This is a genomic window from Streptomyces sp. GQ60, assembly GCF_059758875.1.
This window is the reverse complement of the sequence record NZ_JCAXEG010000013.1, coordinates 148,723-172,850: the sequence shown is the minus strand read 5'-3', so window position 1 is coordinate 172,850 and position 24,128 is coordinate 148,723. Positions and strand designations below refer to the sequence as shown.

24 protein-coding genes, 5 tRNA genes and 1 pseudogene are annotated in these 24,128 nt (G+C 70.6%); 24 read left to right on the top strand and 6 right to left on the bottom strand.

The annotated features are described in order from the left end of the window. Window positions 1–104: 104 nt before the first annotated feature. The 6 genes from AC6CKD_RS28135 to AC6CKD_RS28110 all read left to right on the top strand — a co-directional run bounded on the left by AC6CKD_RS28135 (window position 105) and on the right by AC6CKD_RS28110 (window position 1,407). On the top strand, window positions 105–833 hold the full coding sequence (locus AC6CKD_RS28135; protein WP_498330989.1) for an HAD family hydrolase: 729 nt from the start codon (window positions 105–107) through the stop codon (window positions 831–833). A gap of 86 nt (window positions 834–919) precedes the next feature. Beyond that, window positions 920–991: transfer RNA gene (locus tag AC6CKD_RS28130), tRNA-Gln, on the top strand. 26 nt (window positions 992–1,017) lie between these two features. Then, window positions 1,018–1,090, top strand: a tRNA-Glu gene (locus AC6CKD_RS28125). Window positions 1,091–1,151: 61 nt separating this feature from the next. After that, window positions 1,152–1,224: transfer RNA gene (locus AC6CKD_RS28120), tRNA-Glu, on the top strand. A 24-nt stretch (window positions 1,225–1,248) separates the two neighbouring features. Further along, window positions 1,249–1,320 (top strand) — tRNA-Gln (locus AC6CKD_RS28115). 14 nt (window positions 1,321–1,334) lie between these two features. Continuing rightward, a tRNA-Glu gene (locus AC6CKD_RS28110) sits at window positions 1,335–1,407 on the top strand. A gap of 173 nt (window positions 1,408–1,580) precedes the next feature. On the opposite strand, the gene ndgR is transcribed toward AC6CKD_RS28110, so the two are convergent. Next, window positions 1,581–2,297, bottom strand: a complete 717-nt coding sequence (gene ndgR / locus AC6CKD_RS28105; protein ID WP_112450208.1) for an IclR family transcriptional regulator NdgR — start codon at window positions 2,295–2,297, stop codon at window positions 1,581–1,583. A gap of 184 nt (window positions 2,298–2,481) precedes the next feature. Between ndgR and leuC the strand changes: the two genes are divergently transcribed. From leuC to AC6CKD_RS28085, 4 genes are all read left to right on the top strand, one after another. After that, window positions 2,482–3,915 (top strand): 3-isopropylmalate dehydratase large subunit, encoded by a 1,434-nt coding sequence (gene leuC, locus AC6CKD_RS28100; protein ID WP_498330988.1) that lies wholly within the window; start codon window positions 2,482–2,484, stop codon window positions 3,913–3,915. A 5-nt stretch (window positions 3,916–3,920) separates the two neighbouring features. After that, window positions 3,921–4,514, top strand: a complete 594-nt coding sequence (leuD, locus tag AC6CKD_RS28095; protein WP_498330987.1) for a 3-isopropylmalate dehydratase small subunit — start codon at window positions 3,921–3,923, stop codon at window positions 4,512–4,514. Between the two features lie 137 nt (window positions 4,515–4,651). Next, window positions 4,652–4,879, top strand: coding sequence for an SCO5555 family protein (locus AC6CKD_RS28090; RefSeq protein ID WP_243337737.1), 228 nt, complete (start codon window positions 4,652–4,654; stop codon window positions 4,877–4,879). A gap of 145 nt (window positions 4,880–5,024) precedes the next feature. Then, window positions 5,025–5,720, top strand: a complete 696-nt coding sequence (locus AC6CKD_RS28085) for an HU family DNA-binding protein (protein ID WP_498330985.1) — start codon at window positions 5,025–5,027, stop codon at window positions 5,718–5,720. Between the two features lie 366 nt (window positions 5,721–6,086). Here the strand turns inward: AC6CKD_RS28085 and cofC are convergent. After that, window positions 6,087–6,686, bottom strand: a pseudogene (gene cofC, locus AC6CKD_RS28080) (2-phospho-L-lactate guanylyltransferase); the annotation flags it as partial. 239 nt (window positions 6,687–6,925) lie between these two features. On the opposite strand from cofC, the gene AC6CKD_RS28075 reads away from it, so the two are divergent. The 3 genes from AC6CKD_RS28075 to AC6CKD_RS28065 are packed head-to-tail and all read left to right on the top strand — an operon-like array spanning window position 6,926 to window position 9,882. Next, the gene (locus AC6CKD_RS28075) at window positions 6,926–7,678 is read left to right on the top strand and encodes a lysophospholipid acyltransferase family protein (RefSeq protein WP_498330983.1); all 753 of its coding nucleotides are present in this window, start codon (window positions 6,926–6,928) and stop codon (window positions 7,676–7,678) included. Next, the gene (locus tag AC6CKD_RS28070; RefSeq protein ID WP_498330981.1) at window positions 7,675–8,685 is read left to right on the top strand and encodes an NAD(P)H-dependent glycerol-3-phosphate dehydrogenase; all 1,011 of its coding nucleotides are present in this window, start codon (window positions 7,675–7,677) and stop codon (window positions 8,683–8,685) included. Before AC6CKD_RS28075 ends, AC6CKD_RS28070 begins: the two co-directional genes overlap by 4 nt. Window positions 8,686–8,724: 39 nt before the next feature. After that, entirely contained in the window at window positions 8,725–9,882 is a 1,158-nt protein-coding gene (locus tag AC6CKD_RS28065) for a D-alanine--D-alanine ligase family protein (RefSeq protein ID WP_498330980.1), read from the top strand. Window positions 9,883–9,996: 114 nt separating this feature from the next. Here the strand turns inward: AC6CKD_RS28065 and AC6CKD_RS28060 are convergent, their stop codons facing one another. Both AC6CKD_RS28060 and AC6CKD_RS28055 read right to left on the bottom strand, forming a co-directional pair. Beyond that, window positions 9,997–10,491: a DUF3515 domain-containing protein gene (locus AC6CKD_RS28060; RefSeq protein WP_498331029.1), complete on the bottom strand. Its 495-nt coding sequence runs from the start codon at window positions 10,489–10,491 to the stop codon at window positions 9,997–9,999. Between the two features lie 23 nt (window positions 10,492–10,514). Further along, on the bottom strand, window positions 10,515–10,748 hold the full coding sequence (locus AC6CKD_RS28055) for an Lrp/AsnC ligand binding domain-containing protein (RefSeq protein ID WP_214947835.1): 234 nt from the start codon (window positions 10,746–10,748) through the stop codon (window positions 10,515–10,517). Between the two features lie 245 nt (window positions 10,749–10,993). On the opposite strand from AC6CKD_RS28055, the gene AC6CKD_RS28050 reads away from it, so the two are divergent. Next, a complete protein-coding gene (locus tag AC6CKD_RS28050; protein ID WP_498330978.1) occupies window positions 10,994–11,977 on the top strand; it encodes a thiamine-phosphate kinase in 984 nt (327 codons plus the stop codon). Window positions 11,978–12,021: 44 nt separating this feature from the next. Continuing rightward, complete coding sequence (gene thiD / locus AC6CKD_RS28045) at window positions 12,022–12,837, top strand: bifunctional hydroxymethylpyrimidine kinase/phosphomethylpyrimidine kinase (RefSeq protein ID WP_498331027.1); 816 nt, start codon at window positions 12,022–12,024, stop codon at window positions 12,835–12,837. A gap of 167 nt (window positions 12,838–13,004) precedes the next feature. Here thiD and rpmB read toward each other — a convergent pair whose 3' ends face one another. Next, entirely contained in the window at window positions 13,005–13,190 is a 186-nt protein-coding gene (rpmB, locus tag AC6CKD_RS28040; protein WP_073911113.1) for a 50S ribosomal protein L28, read from the bottom strand. A 242-nt stretch (window positions 13,191–13,432) separates the two neighbouring features. Between rpmB and AC6CKD_RS28035 the strand changes: the two genes are divergently transcribed. From AC6CKD_RS28035 to mutM, 9 genes are all read left to right on the top strand, one after another. Further along, window positions 13,433–15,070, top strand: a complete 1,638-nt coding sequence (locus AC6CKD_RS28035; protein WP_498330977.1) for a DAK2 domain-containing protein — start codon at window positions 13,433–13,435, stop codon at window positions 15,068–15,070. 26 nt (window positions 15,071–15,096) lie between these two features. Continuing rightward, window positions 15,097–18,336 (top strand): helicase-related protein, encoded by a 3,240-nt coding sequence (locus tag AC6CKD_RS28030; RefSeq protein WP_498330976.1) that lies wholly within the window; start codon window positions 15,097–15,099, stop codon window positions 18,334–18,336. Window positions 18,337–18,398: 62 nt separating this feature from the next. Further along, a complete protein-coding gene (gene rsmD / locus AC6CKD_RS28025) occupies window positions 18,399–18,977 on the top strand; it encodes a 16S rRNA (guanine(966)-N(2))-methyltransferase RsmD (RefSeq protein ID WP_498330975.1) in 579 nt (192 codons plus the stop codon). A 29-nt stretch (window positions 18,978–19,006) separates the two neighbouring features. Continuing rightward, window positions 19,007–19,486: a pantetheine-phosphate adenylyltransferase gene (coaD, locus tag AC6CKD_RS28020; protein ID WP_498331025.1), complete on the top strand. Its 480-nt coding sequence runs from the start codon at window positions 19,007–19,009 to the stop codon at window positions 19,484–19,486. A 129-nt stretch (window positions 19,487–19,615) separates the two neighbouring features. After that, on the top strand, window positions 19,616–20,707 hold the full coding sequence (locus AC6CKD_RS28015; RefSeq protein WP_498330973.1) for an ATP synthase subunit B family protein: 1,092 nt from the start codon (window positions 19,616–19,618) through the stop codon (window positions 20,705–20,707). Between the two features lie 133 nt (window positions 20,708–20,840). After that, window positions 20,841–21,506, top strand: coding sequence for a YceD family protein (locus AC6CKD_RS28010; protein ID WP_266904102.1), 666 nt, complete (start codon window positions 20,841–20,843; stop codon window positions 21,504–21,506). A 2-nt stretch (window positions 21,507–21,508) separates the two neighbouring features. Next, window positions 21,509–21,682: a 50S ribosomal protein L32 gene (gene rpmF / locus AC6CKD_RS28005; protein ID WP_003965982.1), complete on the top strand. Its 174-nt coding sequence runs from the start codon at window positions 21,509–21,511 to the stop codon at window positions 21,680–21,682. A 19-nt stretch (window positions 21,683–21,701) separates the two neighbouring features. Beyond that, window positions 21,702–22,547, top strand: coding sequence for a ribonuclease III (gene rnc / locus AC6CKD_RS28000; RefSeq protein ID WP_498330970.1), 846 nt, complete (start codon window positions 21,702–21,704; stop codon window positions 22,545–22,547). 210 nt (window positions 22,548–22,757) lie between these two features. Then, window positions 22,758–23,627, top strand: a complete 870-nt coding sequence (mutM, locus tag AC6CKD_RS27995; RefSeq protein ID WP_498330968.1) for a bifunctional DNA-formamidopyrimidine glycosylase/DNA-(apurinic or apyrimidinic site) lyase — start codon at window positions 22,758–22,760, stop codon at window positions 23,625–23,627. On the opposite strand, the gene AC6CKD_RS27990 is transcribed toward mutM, so the two are convergent. After that, a complete protein-coding gene (locus AC6CKD_RS27990) occupies window positions 23,600–24,031 on the bottom strand; it encodes a winged helix-turn-helix transcriptional regulator (protein ID WP_498330966.1) in 432 nt (143 codons plus the stop codon). The two genes, mutM and AC6CKD_RS27990, sit on opposite strands and share 28 nt — an antisense overlap. Window positions 24,032–24,128: the final 97 nt, after the last annotated feature.

Sequence of the window (24,128 nt, the reverse complement as noted above, 5' to 3'; positions counted from 1 at the left end):
CCCGGGGGCGGCAGCTCCCCAAAGGGCTGCCGCCCCCGGGGCGTTCTCCACCGACTTCTTCGTCGTGCCCCCCGGGCGCCGGCCCCCGGCGTAGGGTCGGCCTCATGGCGATCCGTGCGGTGCTGTGGGACATCGACGACACCCTTTTCGACTACACCGGGGCCGACCGGACCGGGCTCGCGGCGCACCTGGCCGCCGAGGGCCTCGCGGAGCGGTACGGGGCTCCGGCCGAGGCGCTCGCGCTGTGGCGGCGGATCACCGACCGCCACTGGGAGCGGTTCGCGGCCGGGGAGGGGACCTTCCAGGGGCAGCGCCGGGACCGGGTGCGGGAGTTCCTCGGGGCGCCCTCGTGGAGCGACGCACGGGCCGACGACTGGTTCGGGCGGTACGTGGCGCACTACACGGCCGCCTGGGAGCTGTTCCCCGACGTGGTGCCCGCCCTGGACGCCCTGGCCGGCGGCTACCGGCACGGGGTGCTCACCAACTCCTCCGTGGCCAACCAGGACCCCAAGCTGCGCCGCCTCGGCCTGCGCGACCGCTTCGAGGTCCTGGTGTGCGCCGTGGAGCTGGGCGTCAGCAAGCCGGAGGCCGGCGCGTTCCTCGCCGCGTGCGCCGAGATGGGGCTCGAGCCGGGGGAAGTGGTCTACGTGGGAGACCAGCCGGAGATCGACGCCCGGGGTGCCCGTGACGCCGGACTGGCGGCCGTGTGGCTCGACCGCGACGGATCGCGCGGCCCCGGGCCCGAGGGCGTGCACCGGATCGCCGGACTCGACCGGCTCCCGCAGGTGCTGGCCGGGGATACCCGTTTTGGAGCACGGTCAGGCATCCGGTAATGTTCTTTCTGCGCCGCCCGAGCGGGCCGAAAGGCCGGGCCGGAGGCGCTAACCGAACGAAAGTCCCTCAGGGTCTTGAGTTTTGGTGGGCTATAGTGTAATTGGCAACACGAGGGTTTCTGGTTCCCTTATTCTAGGTTCGAGTCCTGGTAGCCCAGCGCAGTTCAGTAGTGACGCAGTGCTTGCCCCCGTTGTGTAGCGGCCTAGCACGCCGCCCTCTCAAGGCGGTAGCGCCGGTTCGAATCCGGTCGGGGGTACAGATCCTTCCCGCGAGATCTCCAGGGTCGCACCCGGATGTTTTGATGCAGGATCGCTAGGGCCCCCGTTGTGTAGCGGCCTAGCACGCCGCCCTCTCAAGGCGGTAGCGCCGGTTCGAATCCGGTCGGGGGTACGGTGTCTAGCTGGTCTAGACCTTTGGGCTATAGTGTAATTGGCAACACGAGAGTTTCTGGTTCTCTTATTCTAGGTTCGAGTCCTGGTAGCCCAGCGCAGTAACAGCTAGCCCCCGTTGTGTAGCGGCCTAGCACGCCGCCCTCTCAAGGCGGTAGCGCCGGTTCGAATCCGGTCGGGGGTACGCACAGGAGAGGCCCTCCGCGTTCATCGCGGAGGGCCTCTTCGCTGTTTCCGGACGGGGGCGGAACGAAGTACGGGCCCGGCGGCGCGTGTGTGTGGACGTGTGCGGCGTCTCACGCGCCCCCGGGCCCGGGGGAGTGGTGGTGGAGGAGGTCTGCGACCGGGGAGAGCCGCTCAGCTGGAGCGGCGCAGCGCCTCGGTCAGCCGGGCGGCCGCGTCGATGACGGCCTGGGCGTGCATGCGCCCGGGGTGGCGGGTCAGGCGCTCGATCGGCCCCGAGACCGATACGGAGGCCACCACGCGGTTCGAGGGGCCGCGCACCGGCGCCGAGACGGAAGCCACACCGGGCTCCCGCTCGCCGATCGACTGCGCCCAGCCGCGACGCCGTACGCCCGAGAGCGCCGTCGCCGTGAAGCGCGCGCCCTGCAGGCCGCGGTGGAGCCGCTCGGGCTCCTCCCAGGCCATCAGGATCTGCGCGGCCGAGCCCGCCTTCATCGGGAGCGTGGAGCCCACCGGGACGGTGTCCCGCAGGCCCGACAGCCGCTCGGCGGCCGCCACGCAGATGCGCATGTCGCCCTGACGCCGGTAGAGCTGCGCGCTCTCTCCCGTCACGTCCCGGAGGTGGGTGAGCACCGGTCCGGCCGTGGCCAGCAGGCGGTCCTCGCCGGCCGCGGCGGCGAGCTCCGCCAGCCGCGGTCCGAGGATGAACCGGCCCTGCATGTCCCTCGCCACCATCCGGTGGTGTTCCAGTGCCACGGCAAGGCGATGTGCCGTGGGTCGTGCGAGCCCTGTCGCCGCGACCAGCCCGGCGAGGGTGGCCGGACCGGACTCCAGTGCGCTCAATACCAGAGCTGCCTTGTCGAGAACGCCGACGCCGCTAGAGTTGTCCATGAAACGATATTCGCGTCTCACACTGTGAAACGCAAGTTCAATTTTTCCAAGAACCAGCGAGTCTGTATGTGCGGGTCCACGAACCACTGGGTCCGAGCCGTCGTCCGGGACGTGGGGTACGGGCGATCAGGCGCACAAGATCTCTATCAAGCGCCGGCACAACCGGCCGGCCGGAGGGAAAGCGATGGGTAGGACACTCGCAGAGAAGGTCTGGGACGACCATGTCGTCCGGCGCGCCGAGGGTGAGCCCGATCTCCTCTTCATCGATCTGCACCTGCTGCACGAGGTGACCAGCCCCCAGGCCTTCGAGGGTCTGCGGCAGGCCGGCCGCAAGGTCCGCCGGCTGGACCTCACCATCGCGACCGAGGACCACAACACCCCCACCATCGACATCGACAAGCCGATCGCGGACCCGGTCTCCCGGGCCCAGCTGGAGACGCTGCGGTCGAACTGCGCCGAGTTCGGTGTGCGCCTGCACTCGCTGGGCGACGTCGAGCAGGGTGTCGTCCACGTGGTGGGACCGCAGCTGGGCCTGACCCAGCCGGGCACCACCGTGGTCTGCGGTGACTCGCACACCTCCACGCACGGCGCCTTCGGCGCGCTGGCGTTCGGCATCGGCACCAGCCAGGTCGAGCACGTGCTGGCGACCCAGACGCTGCCGCTGGCCCGCCCCAAGACGATGGCGATCACCGTCACCGGCGCACTGGCCGACGGCGTCACCGCCAAGGACCTGATCCTGGCGATCATCGCCAAGATCGGCACCGGCGGCGGCCAGGGCTACATCCTGGAGTACCGCGGCGACGCCATCGAGAAGCTGTCGATGGAAGCCCGCATGACCATCTGCAACATGTCGATCGAGGCCGGCGCCCGCGCGGGCATGATCGCCCCCGACCAGACCACCTTCGACTACCTCGAGGGCCGCGACCACGCGCCCGTGGGCGAGGACTGGGACGCGGCGGTCGCCTACTGGAAGACCCTGCGCACCGACGACGATGCCGTCTTCGACGCCGAGGTGGTCATCGACGGCACCACGCTGTCGCCTTTCGTCACCTGGGGCACCAACCCGGGTCAGGGCGCGCCGCTGTCGGCGAACGTCCCCGATCCGGCTTCGTACGAGGACGCTTCGGAGCGCCACGCCGCCGAAAAGGCCCTGGAGTACATGGGGTTGACCGCCGGACAGCCGCTGCGCGACATCAAGGTCGACACCGTCTTCGTAGGTTCCTGCACCAACGGCCGCATCGAGGACCTGCGCGCCGTCGCCGGGATCATCGAGGGCCGCAAAGTCGCCGACGGCGTACGGATGCTGGTCGTCCCGGGCTCGGTCCGCGTCGCCCTGCAGGCCGTGGCCGAGGGCCTGGACAAGGTCTTCAAGGAGGCCGGCGCCGAATGGCGGCACGCGGGCTGCTCGATGTGTCTGGGCATGAACCCCGACCAACTGGCCCCCGGTGAGCGCTCCGCGTCCACCTCCAACCGCAACTTCGAGGGCCGGCAGGGCAAGGGCGGGCGCACCCACCTGGTGTCCCCGCAGGTGGCCGCCGCCACCGCGGTGCTGGGCCACTTGGCCTCGCCCGCCGACCTCGCCGGGTCGTCCGTCGCTACCGCGCCCGCAGGAGTCTGAGAACGATGGAAGCCTTCACCACCCACACCGGCCGGGCCGTCCCGCTGCGCCGCAGCAACGTCGACACCGACCAGATCATCCCGGCCCACTGGCTGAAGAAGATCACCCGCGACGGTTTCGAGGACGGGCTCTTCGAGGCCTGGCGCAAGGACCCGGAGTTCATCACCAACCGCCCCGAGCGCGAGGGCGCGACCGTCCTGGTCGCCGGCCCCGACTTCGGCACCGGCTCCTCGCGCGAGCACGCCGTCTGGGCCCTGCAGAACTTCGGTTTCAAGACGGTCATCTCCTCCCGCTTCGCCGACATCTTCCGCGGCAACTCGCTGAAGAACGGTCTGCTGACCGTCGTTCTGCCGCAGGAGACCGTCGAGCGGCTGTGGAAGCTGACCGAGGCCGACCCGACCGCCGAGATCACGGTCGACCTGGTCGACCGCCAAGTCCGAGCCGAAGGCGTCGTAGCGGAGTTCGAACTCGACGACAACGCCCGCTGGCGGCTGCTGGAGGGGCTGGACGACATCTCGCTCACCCTTCAGAACGAAGCGGACATCGCCACGTACGAAAGCGTCCGGCCGGCCTTCAAGCCGCGCACGATTCAGGCGTGATTCCAGCCTGATCAGCGCTTATTCGCCTTAGGGTGATCACATAGGCAACACTGTGCCCCCTGCCATCCGGCAGGGGGCACAGTCGTGTGTTGAGGCCCCGTGAGGCGACAACTCGCCCCAGATGGCACAATCTGTGCATGGAACGCGACAGTCAACTTGAGCTCTACGGACTTGTCGCCGACCGATTGAAAGAAGCACACACAAGGGTGCGCACACTGCAAGTCCCGGAGGGCGTAAGGATGGCGCTGTCCCGGAAGCTGTTGGTCGTCACGGCCGTGGCGAAGCATGATCTCGCCGACGCGGCAAGGCGCCTGGACAGGTTGATGAAGGACCTCGACGAGGGTCGATTCCCTGAAGGCGACTGATGCGAAGGAACTCCGTAACGGCCTACAACGTTGCGGCACTAGGGTGATAAGCCCGTTTCGTGTTTGATTTGCGGTATATATCCGCCTAACGTGCGAAATAAGCTTGAACACATTCGTTCTGGCGAAGTCTCCGAAGGGGAAGACGTTGAACAAGGCGCAGCTCGTAGAAGCGATTGCCGACAAGCTGGGCGGCCGTCAGCAGGCCGCGGACGCCGTCGACGCGGTACTGGACGCCATCGTCCGCGCGACCGTCGGGGGCGACCGGGTCTCGGTCACGGGCTTCGGCTCGTTCGAGAAGGTCGACCGCCCGGCCCGCTACGCCCGCAACCCCCAGACGGGTGAGCGCGTCCGGGTCAAGAAGACCTCTGTTCCCCGCTTCCGTGCGGGCCAGGGCTTCAAGGACCTGGTCAGCGGCACCAAGAAGCTGCCCAAGGGCGGCGAGGTTTCGGTGAAGAAGGCGCCCAAGGGCAGCCTCACCGGTGGCGCTTCGGCGACGGTCAAGAAGGCCGCCGCGAAGAAGGCCGCACCCGCCAAGAAGGCGGCTGCCGCAGCCAAGACCACGGCGGCGAAGAAGACCACGGCCAAGAAGGTGACCGCCACCGCCAAGAAGTCGGTCGGCAAGACCGCCGTGGCGAAGAAGGCGTCCCCGTCCCCGGCGGCGGCGAAGAAGACCACCGCGACGGCGAAGAAGGCCGCCCCGGCGGCCAAGAAGACCACCGCCACCGCGAAGAAGACCGCGCCGGCGGCCAAGAAGACCACCGCCGCGACGAAGGCGCCCGCCAAGAAGACGGCGACGCGCAAGGCCACCGCGAAGAAGACCACCGCCCGCAAGACCAAGTAGGGCAAGGAGTCACACACGCCGGGCCGGTTTCCCCACGGCGGGGAAACCGGCCCGCGGTGCGCCGGAGCGCCGGAAGGTCAGTGCGCCGGAAGGTCAGTGGACGTCAGTGGACCGGAAGGCCGGTGGGCCGCACGGCCGGCGGACCGGAAAGTCCGGGGGTCAGAAGGTCTGCAGCGTGACCAGCGTGATCCGCAGGCCCGCGCCCTCGCCGTCCGTCTCGATCCGGACCCGCTGCCCGGGGCGCAGCAGCCGCAGGCCGCCCGCGTCGAACGCCGGGGCCTCGAAGGGCACCGGGGTGCCGTCGTCCAGCAGCACGCTGCCGCTGCGGGTCTGGGAGTCGTACGTGTACGCGGTCGCCTGCATACGGGCACTGTATCGGGCCGTATGACGCCCCACGCCGAGGGTCAGGGCCGTGCGCAGGTCCGCCCCCGTGTCCACGTCCCGACGGACGCTCTCGACGCCGACGAGGGCCAATTCCACCGCGCCCGAGGCCGAATGCCGAGCCCGTGACGGGCCGCCGAACGAGGGCGCCAATTCCACGTCCGGAGCAGCGGAAAGCAAGGTCGTCCCGATTCCCGCCGCATCCGCCAGAAATGCCCGGGGAAATCCCGAAGCGGTTTCGAGCACGCGTAGCAATTCGGGTGGCCGCAGCGCCGGAAGATCCGCGTTCATCGCGGCCACCGCCGCCCCCGGCCTGCCCGCCCGTATCTCCCGCGCCCCGTGGGACAGCGCCGCGTTGAGCCCGGCAGCCGGGGAGTCCGGCACGATCCGGGCCCCCAGTCGCGCCAGTTCCGCCCCGGCCGCGGGATCGTCCGTGACGACCACCACATCCGCGACCGCCGCGCAGGCCAGCGCCCCCGCGACGGTGTCCAGCGCGAACGCCAGGGCGAGCCCCGGCCGGGACGCCCCGACGGCCACCGCGAGGCGGCTCTTGGCCACCGCGAGCGGCTTCAGGGGGACCACCAGACTCCAGACGGCGTTCGTGACGGGCCCCTTCCCTCCGGCGCGCTCGCGCGCCGCTCAGACCATGTGCAGGTCATGGTCGGGTCATGCGGAGCCCCATTGTCACCTCATGCCCGGTGGCCCGGGGCCTGGCCCGGGCGTCCGGGGCGTACGGTGTTCTCGACAGAGACCGGACCCGGGGCCACACTTGTCCGGCCCGGAGGCGCCCAAGCCGCGCACCGGTCCTAGAGGAAGGTGTCCGAGTGTCCCGCCGCAGAATCGGCTTCTGGTACCGCCTTGCGGCGGCCATCGCGAAACCGCCGCTGGTAGTGCTCTTCAGGCGGGACTGGCGGGGAATGGAACACATTCCGACCGAGGGCGGATTTATCACCGCCGTCAATCACAACTCATATCTGGACCCGCTGTCCTACGCGCACTTCCAGTACAACACCGGCCGGGTGCCCCGATTGCTCGGCAAGGCTGCCCTCTTCGAGGTCCCCATTGTCGGAGCGATCCTGCGCGGCTCCGGTCAGATCCCCGTGTACCGGGAGTCCACCAACGCCCTGGACGCATTCCGGGCCGCCGTGGACGCGATCGAGCACGGCGAATGCGTGGCCTTTTACCCGGAAGGCACCCTCACCCGGGACCCGGACATGTGGCCGATGGCCGGCAAGACCGGCGCCGCCCGTGTGGCGCTGATGACCAGGGCACCCGTCATTCCGGTGGCCCAGTGGGGCGCGAATCTCGCGATGCCGCCCTACGCCAAGGAGAACAAGGTCAGCCTGTTCCCGCGCAAAACCCTCCAGGTCCTCGCCGGGCCGCCCGTGGACCTCTCCGAGTACTACGACCGGGAACCCACCCCGGAGGTGCTCAGGGAGGCCACCGAGGTCATCATGGCGGCCATCACCGGGCTGCTGGAGGAACTGCGGGGCGAGAGTGCGCCCCCGCAGCCGTACGACCATCGCAACGCCAGGGCGGAACAGCGGCGCAAGGCCGCAGGGGAGGGCAACACGTGACACGTCCCGTGAAGGCAGCCGTATTCGGAACCGGCTCCTGGGGCACGGCCTTCGCCATGGTCCTCGCCGACGCCGGCTGCGAGGTGGTCCTGTGGGGCCGCCGCCAAGAGCTCGTCGACGCCATCAACAGCGGCCGGACCAACCCGGACTATTTCCCCGACATCGAACTCCCCGCGAACATCCGCGCCACCGGCGACCCGGCCGAGGCCGCGGCCGGCGCGGACTTCACGGTCCTCGCCGTCCCCTCGCAGACCCTGCGCGGCAACCTCGCCGCCTGGGCCCCGCTGCTGGCCCCCGAGACCGTCCTCGTCTCCCTGATGAAGGGCGTCGAACTCGGCACCGCCAAGCGGATGAGCGAGGTCATCGAAGAGGTGGCCAAGGTCCCCGCCGACCGCGTCGCGGTCGTCACCGGCCCCAACCTGGCCCGTGAGATCGCCGCCCGGCAGCCCGCCGCCTCCGTGGTCGCCTGTGTCGACGAAGCCGTCGCCCAGCGCCTCCAGGCCGCCTGCCACACTCCGTACTTCCGCCCGTACACGAGCACCGACGTCATCGGCTGCGAGCTCGGCGGCGCCGTCAAGAACGTCATCGGCCTCGCCGTCGGGATCGCGGACGGCATGGGCCTCGGCGACAACACCAAGGGCTCGCTCATCACCCGCGGCCTGGCCGAAGCCACCCGCCTGGGCCTGGCGATGGGCGCCGACCCGCTCACCTTCTCCGGTCTCGCGGGCCTCGGCGACCTCGTCGCCACCTGTTCCTCGCCGCTCTCCCGGAACCACACCTTCGGCACCAACCTCGGCCGCGGGATGACCCTGGAGGAGACCATCGCGGTCACCAAGCAGACCGCCGAGGGCGTCAAGTCCTGCCAGTCCGTGGCCGATCTGGCGCGCCGCCACGGAGTGGACATGCCGATCACCGACACGGTCGTCGACATCGTCCACCACGGCAAGCCCACCCTGGTCGCGCTCAAGGAGCTGATGGGACGCAGCGCCAAACCGGAACGGCGCTGACTGCTTTCCGGATGCGTGAGCGGGTACTCTCGTGGCGATATGAGCAGCGAGAACCTCCCCCAGACCCCTGAGCAGCAGGGCCGCAAGCCCCGCGTGGCCGTCGTGTTCGGCGGCCGCAGCTCGGAACACGCCATCTCGGTCGTCACCGCGGGCGCCGTCCTGCGCTCCATCGACCGCTCCAAGTACGAGGTGCTGCCCATCGGCATCACCACGGACGGCCGGTGGGCGCTGACCGCCGACGAGCCCGCGCGCATGGCCATCTCCGGCGGCGAGCTCCCCAACGTGGCGCAGCTCGCCGAATCCGCGGACGGCGCCGTCGTGCTCTCCGTCGACCCGGCCAGCCGCGAGGTCGTCTACACCGAGCCGGGCGCCGTCCCCAAGGCGCTGGGCGAGGTCGACGTGGTCTTCCCCGTCCTGCACGGCCCGTACGGCGAGGACGGCACCCTCCAGGGCCTCCTGGAGCTCTCCGGCATCCCGTACGTCGGCTCGGGCGTCCTCGCCTCGGCCGTCGGCCAGGACAAGGACTACATGAAGCGGGTCTTCACGTCCTTCGGACTGCGCGTCGGCCCGTACGTGACCATCCGTCCCCGCGAATGGGAGAACGACCGCGAGGGCGCCCTGGCCCGCATCGCGGGCTTCGCGGGCGAGCACGGCTGGCCGCTGTTCATCAAGCCGGCCCGCGCCGGATCCTCGATCGGCATCACCAAGGTCGACGAGCCCGCCGGGCTGGAGGCCGCGATCCGCGAGGCCCGCCGCCACGACCCGAAGATCATCGTGGAGGCGCTGCTCCGCGGCCGCGAGATCGAGTGCGGGGTCCTGGAGTTCGAGGACGGGCCGCGCGCGAGCGTGCCCGCCGAGATCCCGCCGGTCTCCAGCCACGACTTCTACGACTTCGAGGCCAAGTACATCGACTCCGCCTCCGGACTCGTGCCGGCCCCGCTCACCGCGGAGCAGACCGCCGAGGTCCAGAAGCTCGCGATCGAGGCCTTCGACGCCGCGTCCTGCGAGGGCCTGGTGCGCGCCGACTTCTTCCTCACCGAGGACGGCACCTTCGTCATCAACGAGATCAACACCATGCCGGGCTTCACGCCGATCTCCATGTACCCGCGCATGTGGCAGGAGTCGGGCATCGAGTACCCGGAGCTGGTGGACCGCCTGATCCAGGCCGCCCTGCGCCGCTCCACCGGACTGCGCTAGACCCCGGACGCGCAGCCCCGTACGCGGGAAGAGGACCGCCCGCCGCCCCTCGCACGAGGAGGGCGGCGGGCGGTCCTCGTCCGCGCGGGCGGGCCCGGGAGGGTCCGGAGACCCTCAGGAAGAGGAGATGCCCACCGGAACGGTCTTGGCGATCGCGGCGGACAGGCCCACCAGCATCCCCGCATCCGTGGCATGCTCCTTGTCGACCAGGACCTCCGTGTACGCCAGCCGCAGCCCGGTGGTGAACCGGACCCCGCCGTCGTCCAGCCGCTCCACGAGCCAGCCGACACCGTTCACCTCGATGCCGTCCTGCTCCGGATCCAGCATCTTCACGGGCTTGCCGACTCCGCACCGCAGTACGATCGCCGAGCCGCCCCACGCGGCGGTCAGGTCGGACTTGGGAAGCACCGGGGTCCGGTCCAGTGAGGCCACCGTTCCGGGGAGCTCTTTGTGCAGCGCCGCACAGAGGCCCGCCACATCGGCGGGCGGAGCGGACGGCGGTTCCACCCGGGCCTCGGACTCACCCGGGGAACAGCCCGCGACGGCCGCCGAGGCGGCCAGCGCGGTCAGTGCGGCGAGCAGCGAGAAGGGCCGGCGGTGTCGTGACATCACCGGCCAAGAGTAGACGGGGGCTACAGATGGACGACCGGGCAGGTCAAGGTGCGGGTGATCCCCTCCACCTGCTGGACCTTGGCCACGACCATGCGGCCGAGCTCGTCCACGGTGTCGGCCTGGGCGCGCACGATCACGTCGTACGGGCCGGTCACGTCCTCGGCCTGGATCACCCCCGCGATCTGCGCGATGGACTCGGCGACGAACGACGCCTTGCCCACCTCGGTCTGGATGAGGATGTACGCCTGTACCACGGAACCTCCAGGGCGGCCACGAGGATCATTTCCCCTACCCTTCGGGTGGGCCCGGGGATGACGGGTGGGCCCGGGGAAGAAGGGACGCCACGGTACCGCGTCGCCGAGCGCCGCGGGGAGACCCGGGGGTCCGGCTCCACGCACAGCGGGGCGTACGAAGAGCAGAAGTTGACGTATCTGTTGACGGTACCCAGAGCTGTGACGGCTCGCGACCGCAAGCGGACTGGGCAAGAAGGGGCACAGCGATGAAGGGCACTGTGGGCGAGCTGGGGGAGTTCGGGCTCATTCGAGAGCTCACCTCACGGCTCACCACCACCCCGGCGGTCCGGGTCGGCCCGGGCGACGACGCCGCGGTGGTGTCGGCCCCCGACCGGCGGGTCGTGGCGAGCACCGACATCCTCCTGGAGGGCAGGCACTTCCGGCGCGACTGGTCCACGGCCTACGACGTCGGCCGCAAGGCCGCCGCGCAGAACCTCGCCGACATCGCCGCCATGGGCGCGGTGCCGACCGCACTGCTGCTCGGCCTCGTCGTGCCGGCCGAGCTGCCGGCCACCTGGCCCACCGAGCTGATGGACGGCATCCGGGACGAATGCCAGGTCGCCGGCGCGGCCGTGGTCGGCGGCGACGTGGTCCGGGGCGACGTCATCACCGTGGCCATCACGGCCCTCGGCGACCTGCGCAACCACGAACCCGTGCTGCGCTCCGGCGCCCAGCCCGGCGACGTCGTGGCCGTGACCGGCTGGCTCGGCTGGTCCGCGGCCGGCTTCGCGGTGCTCTCGCGCGGCTTCCGCTCGCCGCGGGCCTTCGTCGAGGCCCACCGGCGCCCCGAGCCGCCGTACCACGCGGGCCCCGCGGCCGCCGGACTCGGCGCCACCGCCATGACCGACGTCAGCGACGGCCTGATCGCGGACCTCGGGCACATCGCCGAGGCCAGCAAGGTGCGCATCGACCTGCGCTCGGCGGCCGTCGACATCCCGACGCAGATGCACGACATCGGGCAGGCCGTCGGCGTGGACCCGCTCCAGTGGGTCCTCACCGGGGGAGAGGACCACGCGATCGTCGCGACCTTCCCGCCGGACGTGAAGCTCCCGGCCCGCTGGAAGGTCATCGGCGAGGTCCAGAACCGTTCCGCGCTGCCCCAGGTGACCGTCGACGGCGCCCCCTGGGCCTCCACCGGCGGCTGGGACCACTTCGGCGGCGACACGGCCACCGAGGAACACCTGAGATGAGCGGTTCCGCCGGAGCCCCCGGCTCCCCCGGCGCCCCCGGCTCAATGGAGTCCTCCCGCAGCCGGTCCCACCCGCCGCTGTGCCTGACCGTCGCCGGATCCGACTCCGGCGGCGGCGCGGGCATCCAGGCCGACCTCAAGACGATGCTGGCGCTCGGGGTCCACGGGATGAGCGTGGTGACCGCTGTGACCGCGCAGAACTCGCTCGGCGTCACAGGCGTATGGGAACTGCCCGCGGAGGCCGTCAAGGGCCAGTACAGGGCCGTGGTGGACGACATCGGCGTCCAGGCCGTGAAGACGGGAATGCTGTCCTCCGCCGCCCTCGTGGAGACCGTGGCCGAGCTGCTCGCCGCGACCGCGGCCCCGGCCGTCGTGGACCCGGTCGGCGTCTCCAAGCACGGGGACGCGCTCCTGGCCGCCACCGCGCTGGACGCCGTACGGGGAGAACTGCTGCCCCGGGCCACCGTGGCCACGCCGAACCTGGACGAGGTGACCCAGCTCACCGGAGTCGTCGTGGAGACCGAGGACGACATGCGCCGGGCCGCCGACGCGGTCCTCGCGTACGGGCCCGCCTGGGTGCTGATCAAGGGCGGCCACCTCGCCGCCCACGGGGACGAGGCCGTGGACCTCCTGACGGACGGCGCCGACGAACGCTGGCTGCGGGCCCCCCGCTACGACAACCGGCACACCCACGGCACCGGCTGCACGCTCGCCAGCGCGATCGCGGCGGGCCTGGCCAAGGGCCGGACCGTCCCGGAGGCCGTCACCGAGGCCAAGGAGTACGTCACCGGCGCCATCGCCGCCGGGTTCGCCCTGGGCGGGGGCATCGGACCGGTGGACCACGCGTGGCGGTGGCGCTGAAACGCCCGCCCCGAAACGCCTGTAGGGCCTGCTCCACCCCGTGGGATCACGGGGTGGAGCAGGCCCTACAGGTTTGATCATGTTCGATCAGGCAAAGCAAGAGGCCGGTCCACCAGGTGGACCGGCCTTCTCAGCAACCGGAAAGGGCTGCGCTACGACGGAAGGCGTCAGCGCGAGACCTTGCCGGCCTTGATGCACGAGGTGCAGGCGTTGAGGCGCTTCGGCGTCCCATTGACCACGGCACGGACACGCTGGATGTTCGGGTTCCAGCGACGCGAGGTGCGGCGGTGCGAGTGGGAAATGCTGTTGCCGAAGCTCGGCCCCTTGGCGCAAACGTCGCAGTTGGCAGCCACAGGTCACTCCAAAGACTTCAGGTGCACTTACAGTGAATCCCGGCGCACCGGTATCAGAGATCTGAAGTGGTTTGCCGGGGGAATGGCCCGACTCTCATCGGGCAACCGGAGCAGCATACAACGACTGCCTCGGTCCAAGAAAACTACCATGTCCACGGCCGCCCCCGCCCCGGGGTCCCGCCGGTCCGGCAGTCCTTCGTTACCCTGCGGTGAACCCTGGCCCGCACAAGGAGGAACGCCCGGTGGCGCACCAGCCTCAGCCGTACCCCCTGAACGCCGAAGCGGTACGCGCCTGGAGCTCGCTGGCCCTGGCCGCACTGGGCCGGGCCCGCGAGGACATCGACGCGATCAACGTCTATCCCGTCGCCGACGCGGACACCGGCACCAACCTCTACCTCACCGCCGAATCGGCCGACCGCGAGCTCGCGGACCTCCTCGCCGGGGTGACGGACGGCACAGCCGGAGCCTCCCTCCCCGAGGCCGTACGGGCCTTCGCGCACGGCGCCCTGATAGGCGCCCGGGGCAACTCCGGCACGATCCTCGCGCAACTGCTGCGCGGAGTGGCCGACGTGCTCGGCGACGAGCCCGCCGACCGTGATCCCGCGCGGCTGCTCGCGCGGGCGCTGACCCGGGCCGCCGAGGAGGCGTACCGGGCCGTCGCCCACCCGGTGGAGGGCACCATGCTCACCGTCGCCGCCGCGGCCGCCCGGGCCGCCGAGGCCGCCGCCGGGACCGCCGCCGACGTGGCCGGGGCCGCCTACGACGGAGCCCGCGCGGCCCTCGCCGAAACCCCGGGGCAACTGGCCGTGCTGGGCCGTGCCGGGGTGGTCGACGCCGGCGGCTGCGGACTGGTCGCCGTACTCGGGGCCCTGTGGCAGGCGCTGTCCGGGCGGCAGCCGGCCCCCGAACCGGTACGCGGCCGGGCCGTGCCCGTACCGAGGCCGCCGGAACCCTGCGCCGAGGAGCAGCACGACGGACCCGCCTACGAGGTGATCTACCTGCTGGAGGCCGCCGAGACGGAGGTCGACCGGCTGCGCACCCGGCTCGACGCCCTCGGGGACTCCCTCGTCGTGGTCGGCGGCGACGGCCTGTGGAACGTCCACGTCCACGTGGACGACCCCGGCGCGGCCGTGGAGGCCGCGGTGGTCGCCGGGCGGCCGTACCGGATCCGCATCACGCACTTCGGCGACGAACGCCGCCGGGCCCGCGGCGAGCGCTCCCAGCGCGCGGTCGTCGCCGTCGTCCAGGGCGAGGGGCTGGCCGGGCTGTGCGGGGAGGCCGGCGCCACCACCGTGCTCGCCCGCGACGGGGAACCGCCGGCCGTCGCCGAACTTGCCGACGCCATCCGCGAGGCACACGCCCGGGAGGTCGTCCTGCTCCCGAACGGCGCCGAACTGCGGGCGGTGGCCGCGGCCGCGGCCCAGCAGGCGCGCGCCGAGGGCGTACGGGTGGCCGTCATCCCCACCCGCTCCGAGGTCCAGGGCCTGGCCGCGCTCGCCGTGCACGACCCGGACGGCACCTTCGACGAGGACGTGGTCGCCATGACGGCGGCCGCCGGAGCCACCCGCTACGGCGAACTCGCCGTGGCCGAACGGCAGTCCTTCACCTCGGCCGGCATCTGCCAGGCCGGCGACGTGCTCGGGCTCATCGACGGCGACGTGGCCGTCATCGGCACGGGCCTGGCCGAGACCGCCGAGGCCGTCCTCGCCCGGATGCTCGGATCCGGCGGCGAACTGGTCACCCTGGTCCTGGGCCCCGACGTGCCGGACGCGCTGGCCGAGCGCCTGGAGGCGTACGTCCAGCAGGGCCACCTCGCCGTCGACACCGTCACCTACCAGGGCGGCCGCTGGTCCGCGCCGCTGCTCATCGGGGTGGAATAGCCGCGTTGTCGGCGCCATGGTGTGCAATGGAACACGTGCCCGCGCTCGACGAAGACCTCAAGAAGACCCTCGGCCCCGCCACCGCCAAGGTGCTGGCCGAGCAGCTCGGCCTGCACACGGCCCTGGACCTGCTCCACCACTACCCGCGGCGGTACGCGGAGCGCGGCGAGCTGACCTCGCTGGCCGAACTCGCCGACCAGATCGACGAACACGTCACGGTGGTCGCGCAGGTAGCCGACGCGCGCCTGCTGACGTACCAGGGCAGCCGGGGCGGTGGAAAGCGCCTCGAAGTCACCATCACCGACGGCAGCGGACGGCTCCAGCTCGTCTTCTTCGGATCGGGCGTCCACAAACCGCACAAGGAACTGCTGCCCGGCAGCCGCGCGATGTTCGCGGGCAAGGTCGGGATGTTCAACCACAAGCTCCAGCTCGCCCACCCCGCCTACGAGCCGCTCGGCGCGGACGCCTCGGACCGGGACGCGGCCGCCGCGTTCGCGAGCCAGCTCATCCCGATCTACCCGGCCTGCGCGAAGCTGGAGTCCTGGAAGATCGCCAAGTGCGTGGACGCGGTGCTGCCCAGGGCCCAGGAGGTGGTCGACCCGCTGCCCGGCGTCCTGCGCGAGGACCGCGGGCTGGTCCCGCTCACCGAGGCCCTGCTGAAGATCCACCGCCCGGTCACCAAGGCCGACATCGAGGACGCCCGCGGGCGCCTCAAGTGGGACGAGGCCTTCGTCCTCCAGGTGGCGCTGGCCCGCCGCCGGCACGCCGACTCCCAGCTCCCGGCCGTACCCCGCCGGCCGAGCCCCGGCGGCCTCCTCGAAAACTTCGACGCCAAGCTCCCCTTCACCCTCACCGAAGGCCAGCAGACCGTCTCGAAGGAGATCTTCGACGACCTCGCCACCGAGCACCCCATGCACCGCCTCCTCCAGGGCGAGGTCGGCTCGGGCAAGGCTCAGCCGCTCGACGCACAAGTTCTGACACCCATGGGGTTCCGGCCGATGGGCCGGATCCAGGTCGGGGACGAGGTGGTGGTGCCGACCGGCGAGATCACCGTCGTCGGAGGTGTGTTCCCGCAGGGGGAGCGCGAGGTGTGGCGAGTGGTGCTCTCGGATGGCAGCGCCGTTGAGTGCGACGACGAACACCTGTGGATCGTCGGCACCAGCTGTGGATGGCACCGGGGCCAGGAACCCAAAGTCATGACCACGAGGGAGATCCGATCGGACCTCTACAAGGCCAATGGATCTTCCAAGTGGTACCTGCCGGTAGCCGTACCCGTGGACCTCGCGAGCGGTGACACCCAACCGCTTGATCCCTACCTGATGGGTGTACTCATCGGTGACGGGTCGTTCCGGCACAACCTGAGGCTGTCCACCGCGGACGCGGAGATCCTGGACGCGGTCGAGGCGGCGGTGGCGCCGGACTGCGAGCTGGCCGTCGTTCCAGGATCCCGGTGCGACTACACGATCCGTATGAGCGGGCCGAAGGACGGCACCCGACGGAACCCTGTCATCCAAGCGGTTCGAGACCTGGGGCTGTGGGGTGTGACTTCCCACGGCAAATTCGTCCCGGACGTCTACAAGAACGCAGCGGTCAAGGAACGCCTGGCGGTCCTTCAAGGGCTCATGGACACGGACGGGACGCTTGACGCGAATGGAATGAGCATTTCGTTCTGCTCTGCCTCGCGCCGACTGGCAGAGGATGTGGCCTGGCTCGTGCGATCTCTCGGTGGACGTGCCCGCGTGCTGCCCAAGAAGGCGGCCTTCAACGTCTCAGTCGCCCTCCCTGAGGAGTTCGAGCCGTTCAGGCTGTCGCGCAAGGCGGCACGTATGCGGCCGAGGCCGAAGTACAACACGTTCCGGCGCGGTATTCGCGCCGTGGAGCACGTCGGCGCCAAGCCTGTTCAGTGCATCAGCGTCAAGCATCCGAGCCATGCTTACGTGACCGACAACTTCACCGTCACGCACAACACGATGGTCGCCCTGCGGGCCATGCTCGCCGTCGTCGACTCCGGCGGGCAGGCCGCGATGCTCGCCCCCACCGAGGTGCTCGCGCAGCAGCACCACAGGTCCATCACGGAGATGATGGGCGAGCTCGCCGAAGGCGGGATGCTCGGCGGTTCCGACCGGGGCACCAAAGTGGTGCTCCTGACCGGTTCGATGGGGATGCCCGCGCGGCGCCAGGCCCTGCTCGACCTGATCACCGGCGAGGCCGGGATCGTGATCGGCACGCACGCGCTGATCGAGGACAAGGTGAAGTTCCACGACCTCGGCCTCGTCGTCGTCGACGAACAGCACCGCTTCGGCGTGGAACAGCGCGACGCCCTGCGTTCCAAGGGGAAGCAGCCCCCGCACCTGCTCGTCATGACCGCCACCCCGATCCCGCGCACGGTCGCCATGACCGTCTTCGGCGATCTGGAGACCTCCGTGCTGGACCAGCTCCCCGCCGGCCGCTCCCCGATCGCCACCCACGTGGTGCCCGCCAAGGACAAGCCGCACTTCCTGGCCCGGGCCTGGGAGCGGGTCCGCGAGGAAGTGGAGAACGGCCACCAGGCGTACGTGGTCTGCCCGCGCATCGGCGACGGCGAGGACGAGAACGGCAAGGGCGCCAAGGGCGGGAAGAAGAAGGCGGCGGCCGAGGAGGACGGCGACAGGCGTCCCCCGCTCGCGGTGCTGGAGATCGCCGAGCAGCTCACCCGGGGCCCCCTCGCCGGACTGTCCGTCGAGGTGCTGCACGGGCGGATGGACCCCGCCGACAAGGACGACGTCATGCGCCGCTTCACCGCGGGCGAGGTCAAGGTGCTGGTCGCCACCACCGTCATCGAGGTCGGCGTGAACGTCCCGAACTCCACCGTCATGGTGATCATGGACGCGGACCGCTTCGGCGTCTCCCAGCTCCACCAGCTACGCGGCCGCGTCGGCCGCGGCTCCGCCCCCGGCCTGTGCCTGCTGGTCAGCGAGATGCACGAAGCCAGCCCCGCCCGCGCCCGGCTCTCGGCCGTCGCCGCCACCCTGGACGGGTTCGAGCTCTCCCGCATCGACCTGGAGCAGCGCCGCGAGGGAGACGTCCTCGGCCAGGCCCAGTCCGGCGTCCGCTCCTCGCTGCGGATGCTCGCGGTCATCGAGGACGAGGAGGTCATCACCCAGGCCCGGGAGGAGGCCACCCGCGTGGTCGCCGCCGACCCCGAGCTCACGGAGCTGCCGGGCCTGCGGACCGCCCTGGACGCCCTGCTGGACACCGAGCGCGAGCAGTACCTGGAGAAGGGCTGACGGGTACGACCTATCGTTGGAGGCCTGCACCATCCTCCGCCCCGCTCACCGAAGGACCCCAGATGACCCGCGTGATCGCCGGAAGCGCCGGCGGGCGACGCCTCGCCGTACCGCCCGGCACCGGCACCCGCCCGACCTCGGACCGGATGCGCGAAGGCCTCTTCTCCACCTGGGAGTCGCTGCACGGAGTCGAGGGGGCCCGCGTCCTCGACCTCTACGCCGGTTCCGGCGCCGTCGGCCTGGAGGCGCTCTCCCGCGGCGCCGACCACGCGCTGCTGGTCGAGCCCGACGCCAAGGCCGCCAAGGCGATCAAGGACAACATCAAGTCGGTCGGCCTGCCCGGCGCCGAATTCCGGTCCGGCAAGGCCGAGCAGATCGCGGCCGGCGCCGCGCACGGGGACCCGTACGACGTGGTCTTCCTGGACCCGCCGTACGAGGTCGAGCACGCCGAGCTGTGCGAGATCCTCCTCACACTCCGGTCCAATGGCTGGCTCACCGACGACGCGCTCGTCACCGTGGAGCGCAGGACCCGCAGCGGGGCCTTCCCGTGGCCGGACGGCTTCGAGCCGCTGCGCTCCAGGAAGTACGGCGAAGGCACCCTTTGGTACGGTCGCGCCGCTTCCACCAGCGAAGAGTCATGAAGCCCGCACCCGGGAACGAGGGAATGCAGTTGCGCCGCGTCGTCTGTCCGGGGTCGTTCGACCCCGTCACCAACGGACACCTCGACATCATCGGCAGGGCCTCGCGGCTCTACGACGTGGTTCACGTCGCCGTGATGATCAACCAGTCCAAACAGGGACTCTTCACGGTCGATGAGCGGATCGAGCTGATCCGCGAGGCGACCGCCGGCTACGGGAACATCGTGGTCGAGTCCTTCCACGGGCTCCTCGTCGACTACTGCAAGCAGCGGGAGATCCCGGCCATCGTCAAGGGTCTGCGCGCCGTCAGCGACTTCGACTACGAGCTGCAGATGGCCCAGATGAACATGGGGCTGTCGGGCGTCGAGACGCTCTTCGTCCCGACCAACCCCACCTACAGCTTCCTGTCCTCCTCCCTGGTCAAGGAAGTCGCGGCCTGGGGCGGCGACGTGGCCCACCTGCTGCCCGCACACGTGCACGCCGCGCTGCTGGAGCGTCTGGCCCAGCGCTGACCCCGGTCGCCGACGCTCCCTGCCCCCGGTCCGGGCCGGTGCCAGTCGGTGTCGGCCCCCGGGCCGGTGGCCTTACAGTCGTCCCGTCCGTCTCGGGAACCGCCCGGGGCCGAGAGAGTGCGAGCACCCATGGACGTGCAGAAGAAGCTCGACGAGATCGTCGCGGCCGTCGGCAGCGCCCGGTCCATGCCCATGTCGGCCTCGTGCGTGATCAACCGCGCCGAGCTGCTCGCCCAGCTCGAAGAGGTGCGCAAGGCCCTGCCGGGCTCGCTCGCACAGGCCCAGGAGCTCATCGGCGGCCGGGAGCAGCTCGTCGAAGAGGCCCGTCGGGAGGCCGACCGGATCATCGAGTCGGCGCACGCCCAGCGCGGTTCGCTGATCTCCGACACCGAGGTCGCGCGGCGCTCCCAGGACGAGGCGGACCGGATCCTGGCGGAGGCCCGCCGGGAGGCGGACGAGGTCAAGGCCGAGGCCGACGACTACGTCGACAGCAAGCTCGCGAACTTCGAGGTCGTGCTCACCAAGACCATCGGCTCGGTGGACCGCGGCCGCGAGAAGCTGCTGGGCCGCGGGCCCGGGCTGGACGACCAGGGCTACGCGGACACCGAGGCGCCCGAGCGCAGCCACGACCCCGAGACGCAGCGCCGGCAGGCGGACGACTACGTGGACACCAAGCTGGCGACCTTCGAAGCGGTGCTCTCCAAGACCCTGGAGGCCGTCGGCCGGGGCCGGCAGAAGCTCCTCGGCCGCGTGGCCACCGACGACCTCGGCGCGCACATGGCCGCCCAGGACGCGGCGGGGCACCAGCAGTCGCGCTCCGCGAGCGACGCGGACTTCCTGGCGGGGCTGGCCGAGCCGCAGGCGCCGCTGATCCCCGCACAGGCCCAGGCGCAGCCGGAGCCGCAGCCGGCGTACGGCTCCTACCCCGGTGCGAGCACCGGCTCCACCGGAGCGGACTACGCCGCACATTATTCCGGGCAGCCCGTCCAGCAGGACGCCTACGCGTACCAGGACCCCTACGGCGGCTACCAGCAGGTCCAGCAGCAGCCCGACCCGTACGCGGTCTCGTACGACCAGCAGCCCGACCCCTACGGCGGCTACCAGCAGGTCCAGCAGCAGCAGTCCGCACAGGACCAGCAGGCGGCGCTCGACGAGACCAGCTTCTTCGACACGAGCATGATCAATCTGGACCAGCTGCGCCAGTACGAGCAGGGTCGCTGACCTCGCCGCGGACCTGGATTGGGCTCAGGGCGAAGGGGCGGGTATCCTGGCTCTTCGGTCGCGCGTATGCACCGCGATCCATGCTGCCCTTGAGTGGCGGAAATCTTGATCTTCAGCAGTCTCCAGTGATTTTGTGAAAGCGGGAACAGCCCTGAACACCCACCTCGACCACCGCAACCCCCTCGTGTTCGACACGCACGAGCTGGGTCGGCGTCCTGGTGCCATGCTGCGGCTGTCCCGTGAGATCGCGGCGCCGGCGGACCTCGGTCTCGCCGGAGTCATCGGAGTGCCGGAAGGCAGTCGGCTGAATCTCAAGCTCCGTCTGGAGTCGGTCATGGAAGGGGTGCTTGTCACAGGCACCGCCCGTGGCTCGGCAACCGGGGAATGCGTAAGGTGTCTGGAGGCCGTCGAGTGTGAGCTCAAGGCGGACTTCCAGGAGATGTTCTCGTACCCTGACGCCGACGACCGGATCCGCTCCAAGGCGGAGCCGGCCGACGACGCCGAGGACGACGAGGACACGCTCTTTCTCGAGGACGGTTTGTTCGACCTCGAATCCGTGCTGCGCGATGTGGTGGTGCTCGCACTGCCGCTGCAGCCGGTGTGCCGGGAGGACTGTCTCGGACTGTGCCCCGATTGCGGGCTCAGCCTGAACGACGACCCGGACCACCACCATGACGCCGTCGACATCCGTTGGGCGGCATTGCAGGGACTCGTCACCGATCAGGGCGTCGAGAAGGACAATATGAGCGGCACTGCCTCCGACGGAGTTCAGAGCGCCGCCGAGAAGCAGGAGAAGTAGCCGTGGCTGTTCCGAAGCGGAAGATGTCGCGCAGCAACACGCGCCACCGCCGGTCGCAGTGGAAGGCTGCGGTCCCCACCCTGGTTTCGTGTGAGCGTTGCCAGGAGCCGAAGCTCCAGCACATTGCGTGCCCGAGCTGCGGCACCTACAACAAGCGCCAGGTCCTCGAGGTCTGAGCGGCTGGTGAGAGGCGCAATGTCTGAGCTGTCCAACGCTGAGAAGCAGGCAGTCAGTAACAACGCGGCCTCGTCCCACGTGCTTCTGGAAGGGCGGCTCGGGTATCGACTCGAGTCCGCCCTTCTGGTGCGTGCGCTGACCCACCGCTCGTACGCGTACGAGAACGGCGGTCTGCCCACCAACGAACGGCTGGAGTTCCTCGGGGACTCCGTGCTGGGCCTGGTGGTCACGGACACGCTGTACACGACCCACCCCGACCTGCCGGAAGGCCAACTGGCCAAACTGCGGGCCGCGGTAGTCAACTCGCGTGCACTGGCGGAGGTCAGCCGCGGCCTCCAACTCGGCTCCTTCATCCGGCTCGGCCGGGGCGAAGAGGGCACGGGTGGCCGGGACAAGGCCTCCATCCTCGCCGACACCCTTGAAGCGGTGATCGGCGCGGTCTACCTCGACCAGGGCCTCGACGCGGCCTCGGAGCTGGTTCACCGGCTCTTCGACCCGCTCATCGAGAAGTCCTCGAACCTCGGTGCCGGCCTGGACTGGAAGACCAGTCTCCAGGAGCTCACGGCGGCCGAAGGTCTTGGCGTGCCCGAATATCTGGTCACCGAGACCGGCCCGGACCACGAGAAGACCTTCACCGCCGCCGCGCGCGTCGGTGGCATCTCCTACGGCTCCGGTGTCGGACGCAGTAAGAAGGAAGCGGAACAGCAGGCGGCCGAGTCCGCGTGGCGCGGTATCAGTACCGCGGCGGCTTCCGTGGACGGCGTTGCTCCGGCAGAGGTCCAGGCTCCGGCCGCGACCGAGGCCCCGGCTCCGGCCGAGGACGACGGGGCCCCGGCCCCCACCGATCCGATGTCGAACGCCTGACCCGTTCTTCCGGGAACCCCCGCCCCGCCACCTGCTCCGGCAGGTGGCGGGGCGGACCCGTTTCCGGGCGCCGACCAGCCCGGCCCGGGCGCCCCGCCGGCCCCGTCGGCGTTGAGGCGTGGGTCGGAAGGGCGGGTAGGGGCCGAGCCCCGCAGGGCGGGTCGGTACGCTCGCGGGAGAGAGCCCGATCCGAACCTCCGGAGGAACACCGTGCCCGAGCTGCCCGAGGTCGAAGTGGTGCGGCGCGGGCTGGAGTGCTGGGTGGCCGGGCGGACCGTCACGGCCGTCGAGGTGCTGCATCCGCGCGCGGTACGGCGGCACGCGGGCGGCGGCGCCGATTTCGCGGCGCGGCTCGCGGGGCAGACCTTCGGGGTGCCGCAGCGGCGCGGCAAGTACCTGTGGCTGCCGCTGGAGGAGCAGGAGCACTCCGTGCTCGGACACCTCGGGATGAGCGGGCAGCTCCTGGTGCAGCCCGAGGGTGCCCCCGACGAGAAGCACCTGCGCATCCGGGTCCGGTTCGGGGACGGGGCCGGTACCGAACTGCGCTTCGTCGACCAGCGGACCTTCGGCGGACTGTCGCTGCACCCCTGCGTCCCCGGCAGCGAGGACGGGCTGCCCGACGTCATCGCGCACATCGCGCGGGACCCCCTGGACCCGATGTTCGACGAGGCGGTCTACCACCTGGCGCTGCGAGCCAAGCGCACCACGGTGAAGCGGGCGCTGCTCGACCAGTCGCTGATCAGCGGGGTCGGCAACATCTACGCGGACGAGTCGCTCTGGCGCGCCAAGCTGCACTACGAGCGCCTCACGGCCACCCTCACGCGCCCCCGGAGCACGGAACTCCTCGGCCATGTCCGAGACGTCATGAACGAGGCCCTCGCCGTCGGCGGCACCAGTTTCGACAGCCTCTACGTCAACGTCAACGGAGAGTCCGGCTACTTCGACCGGTCCCTCGACGCCTACGGGCGGGAGGACGAGCCCTGCCGACGCTGCGGCACTCCGATGCGGCGCCGCCCCTGGATGAACCGGTCGAGCTACTTCTGCCCGCGCTGTCAGCGGCCTTCGCGCGCGGTGTCGTAGGCGGACCTGGAAGAGAGCACCACGGGCATGTTGCCCTCCAGCAGCCCGATGAGCGCGTCCACGCGCTCCGCGACCGCCGCGCCGAACGGGGTCAGCTCGTAGTCGACGCGGGGCGGGTTGGTCGGCTGCGCCTCCCGGTTGACGATGCCGTCGCGCTCCAGCGCGTGCAGGGTCTGGGAGAGCATCTTCTCGCTGATCCCGTCCACGCGGCGGCGCAGCTCGTTGAAACGGCACGGCCCCCTGGACAGGGCGCCGACCGTGAGGCTGCCCCAGCGGCCCGTGACGTGTTCGAGCGTCTCGCGGGACGGGCACGCGCGGGCGAACACATCGAAATCACCCGGGGCCTCGGAGACCTGTTCGGGCGCACGGTCGTCCTCGGCCTCGCCACACCTTGGAGTCTGCATGGGTTCAGCCTACTACTCGGTAGCGCCGACGATCCAGGTTGCGCTTTCAAAAAGTTAGTGCTTTCCTTGGGGTCGTTACCACGCCGTGCAACGCCGT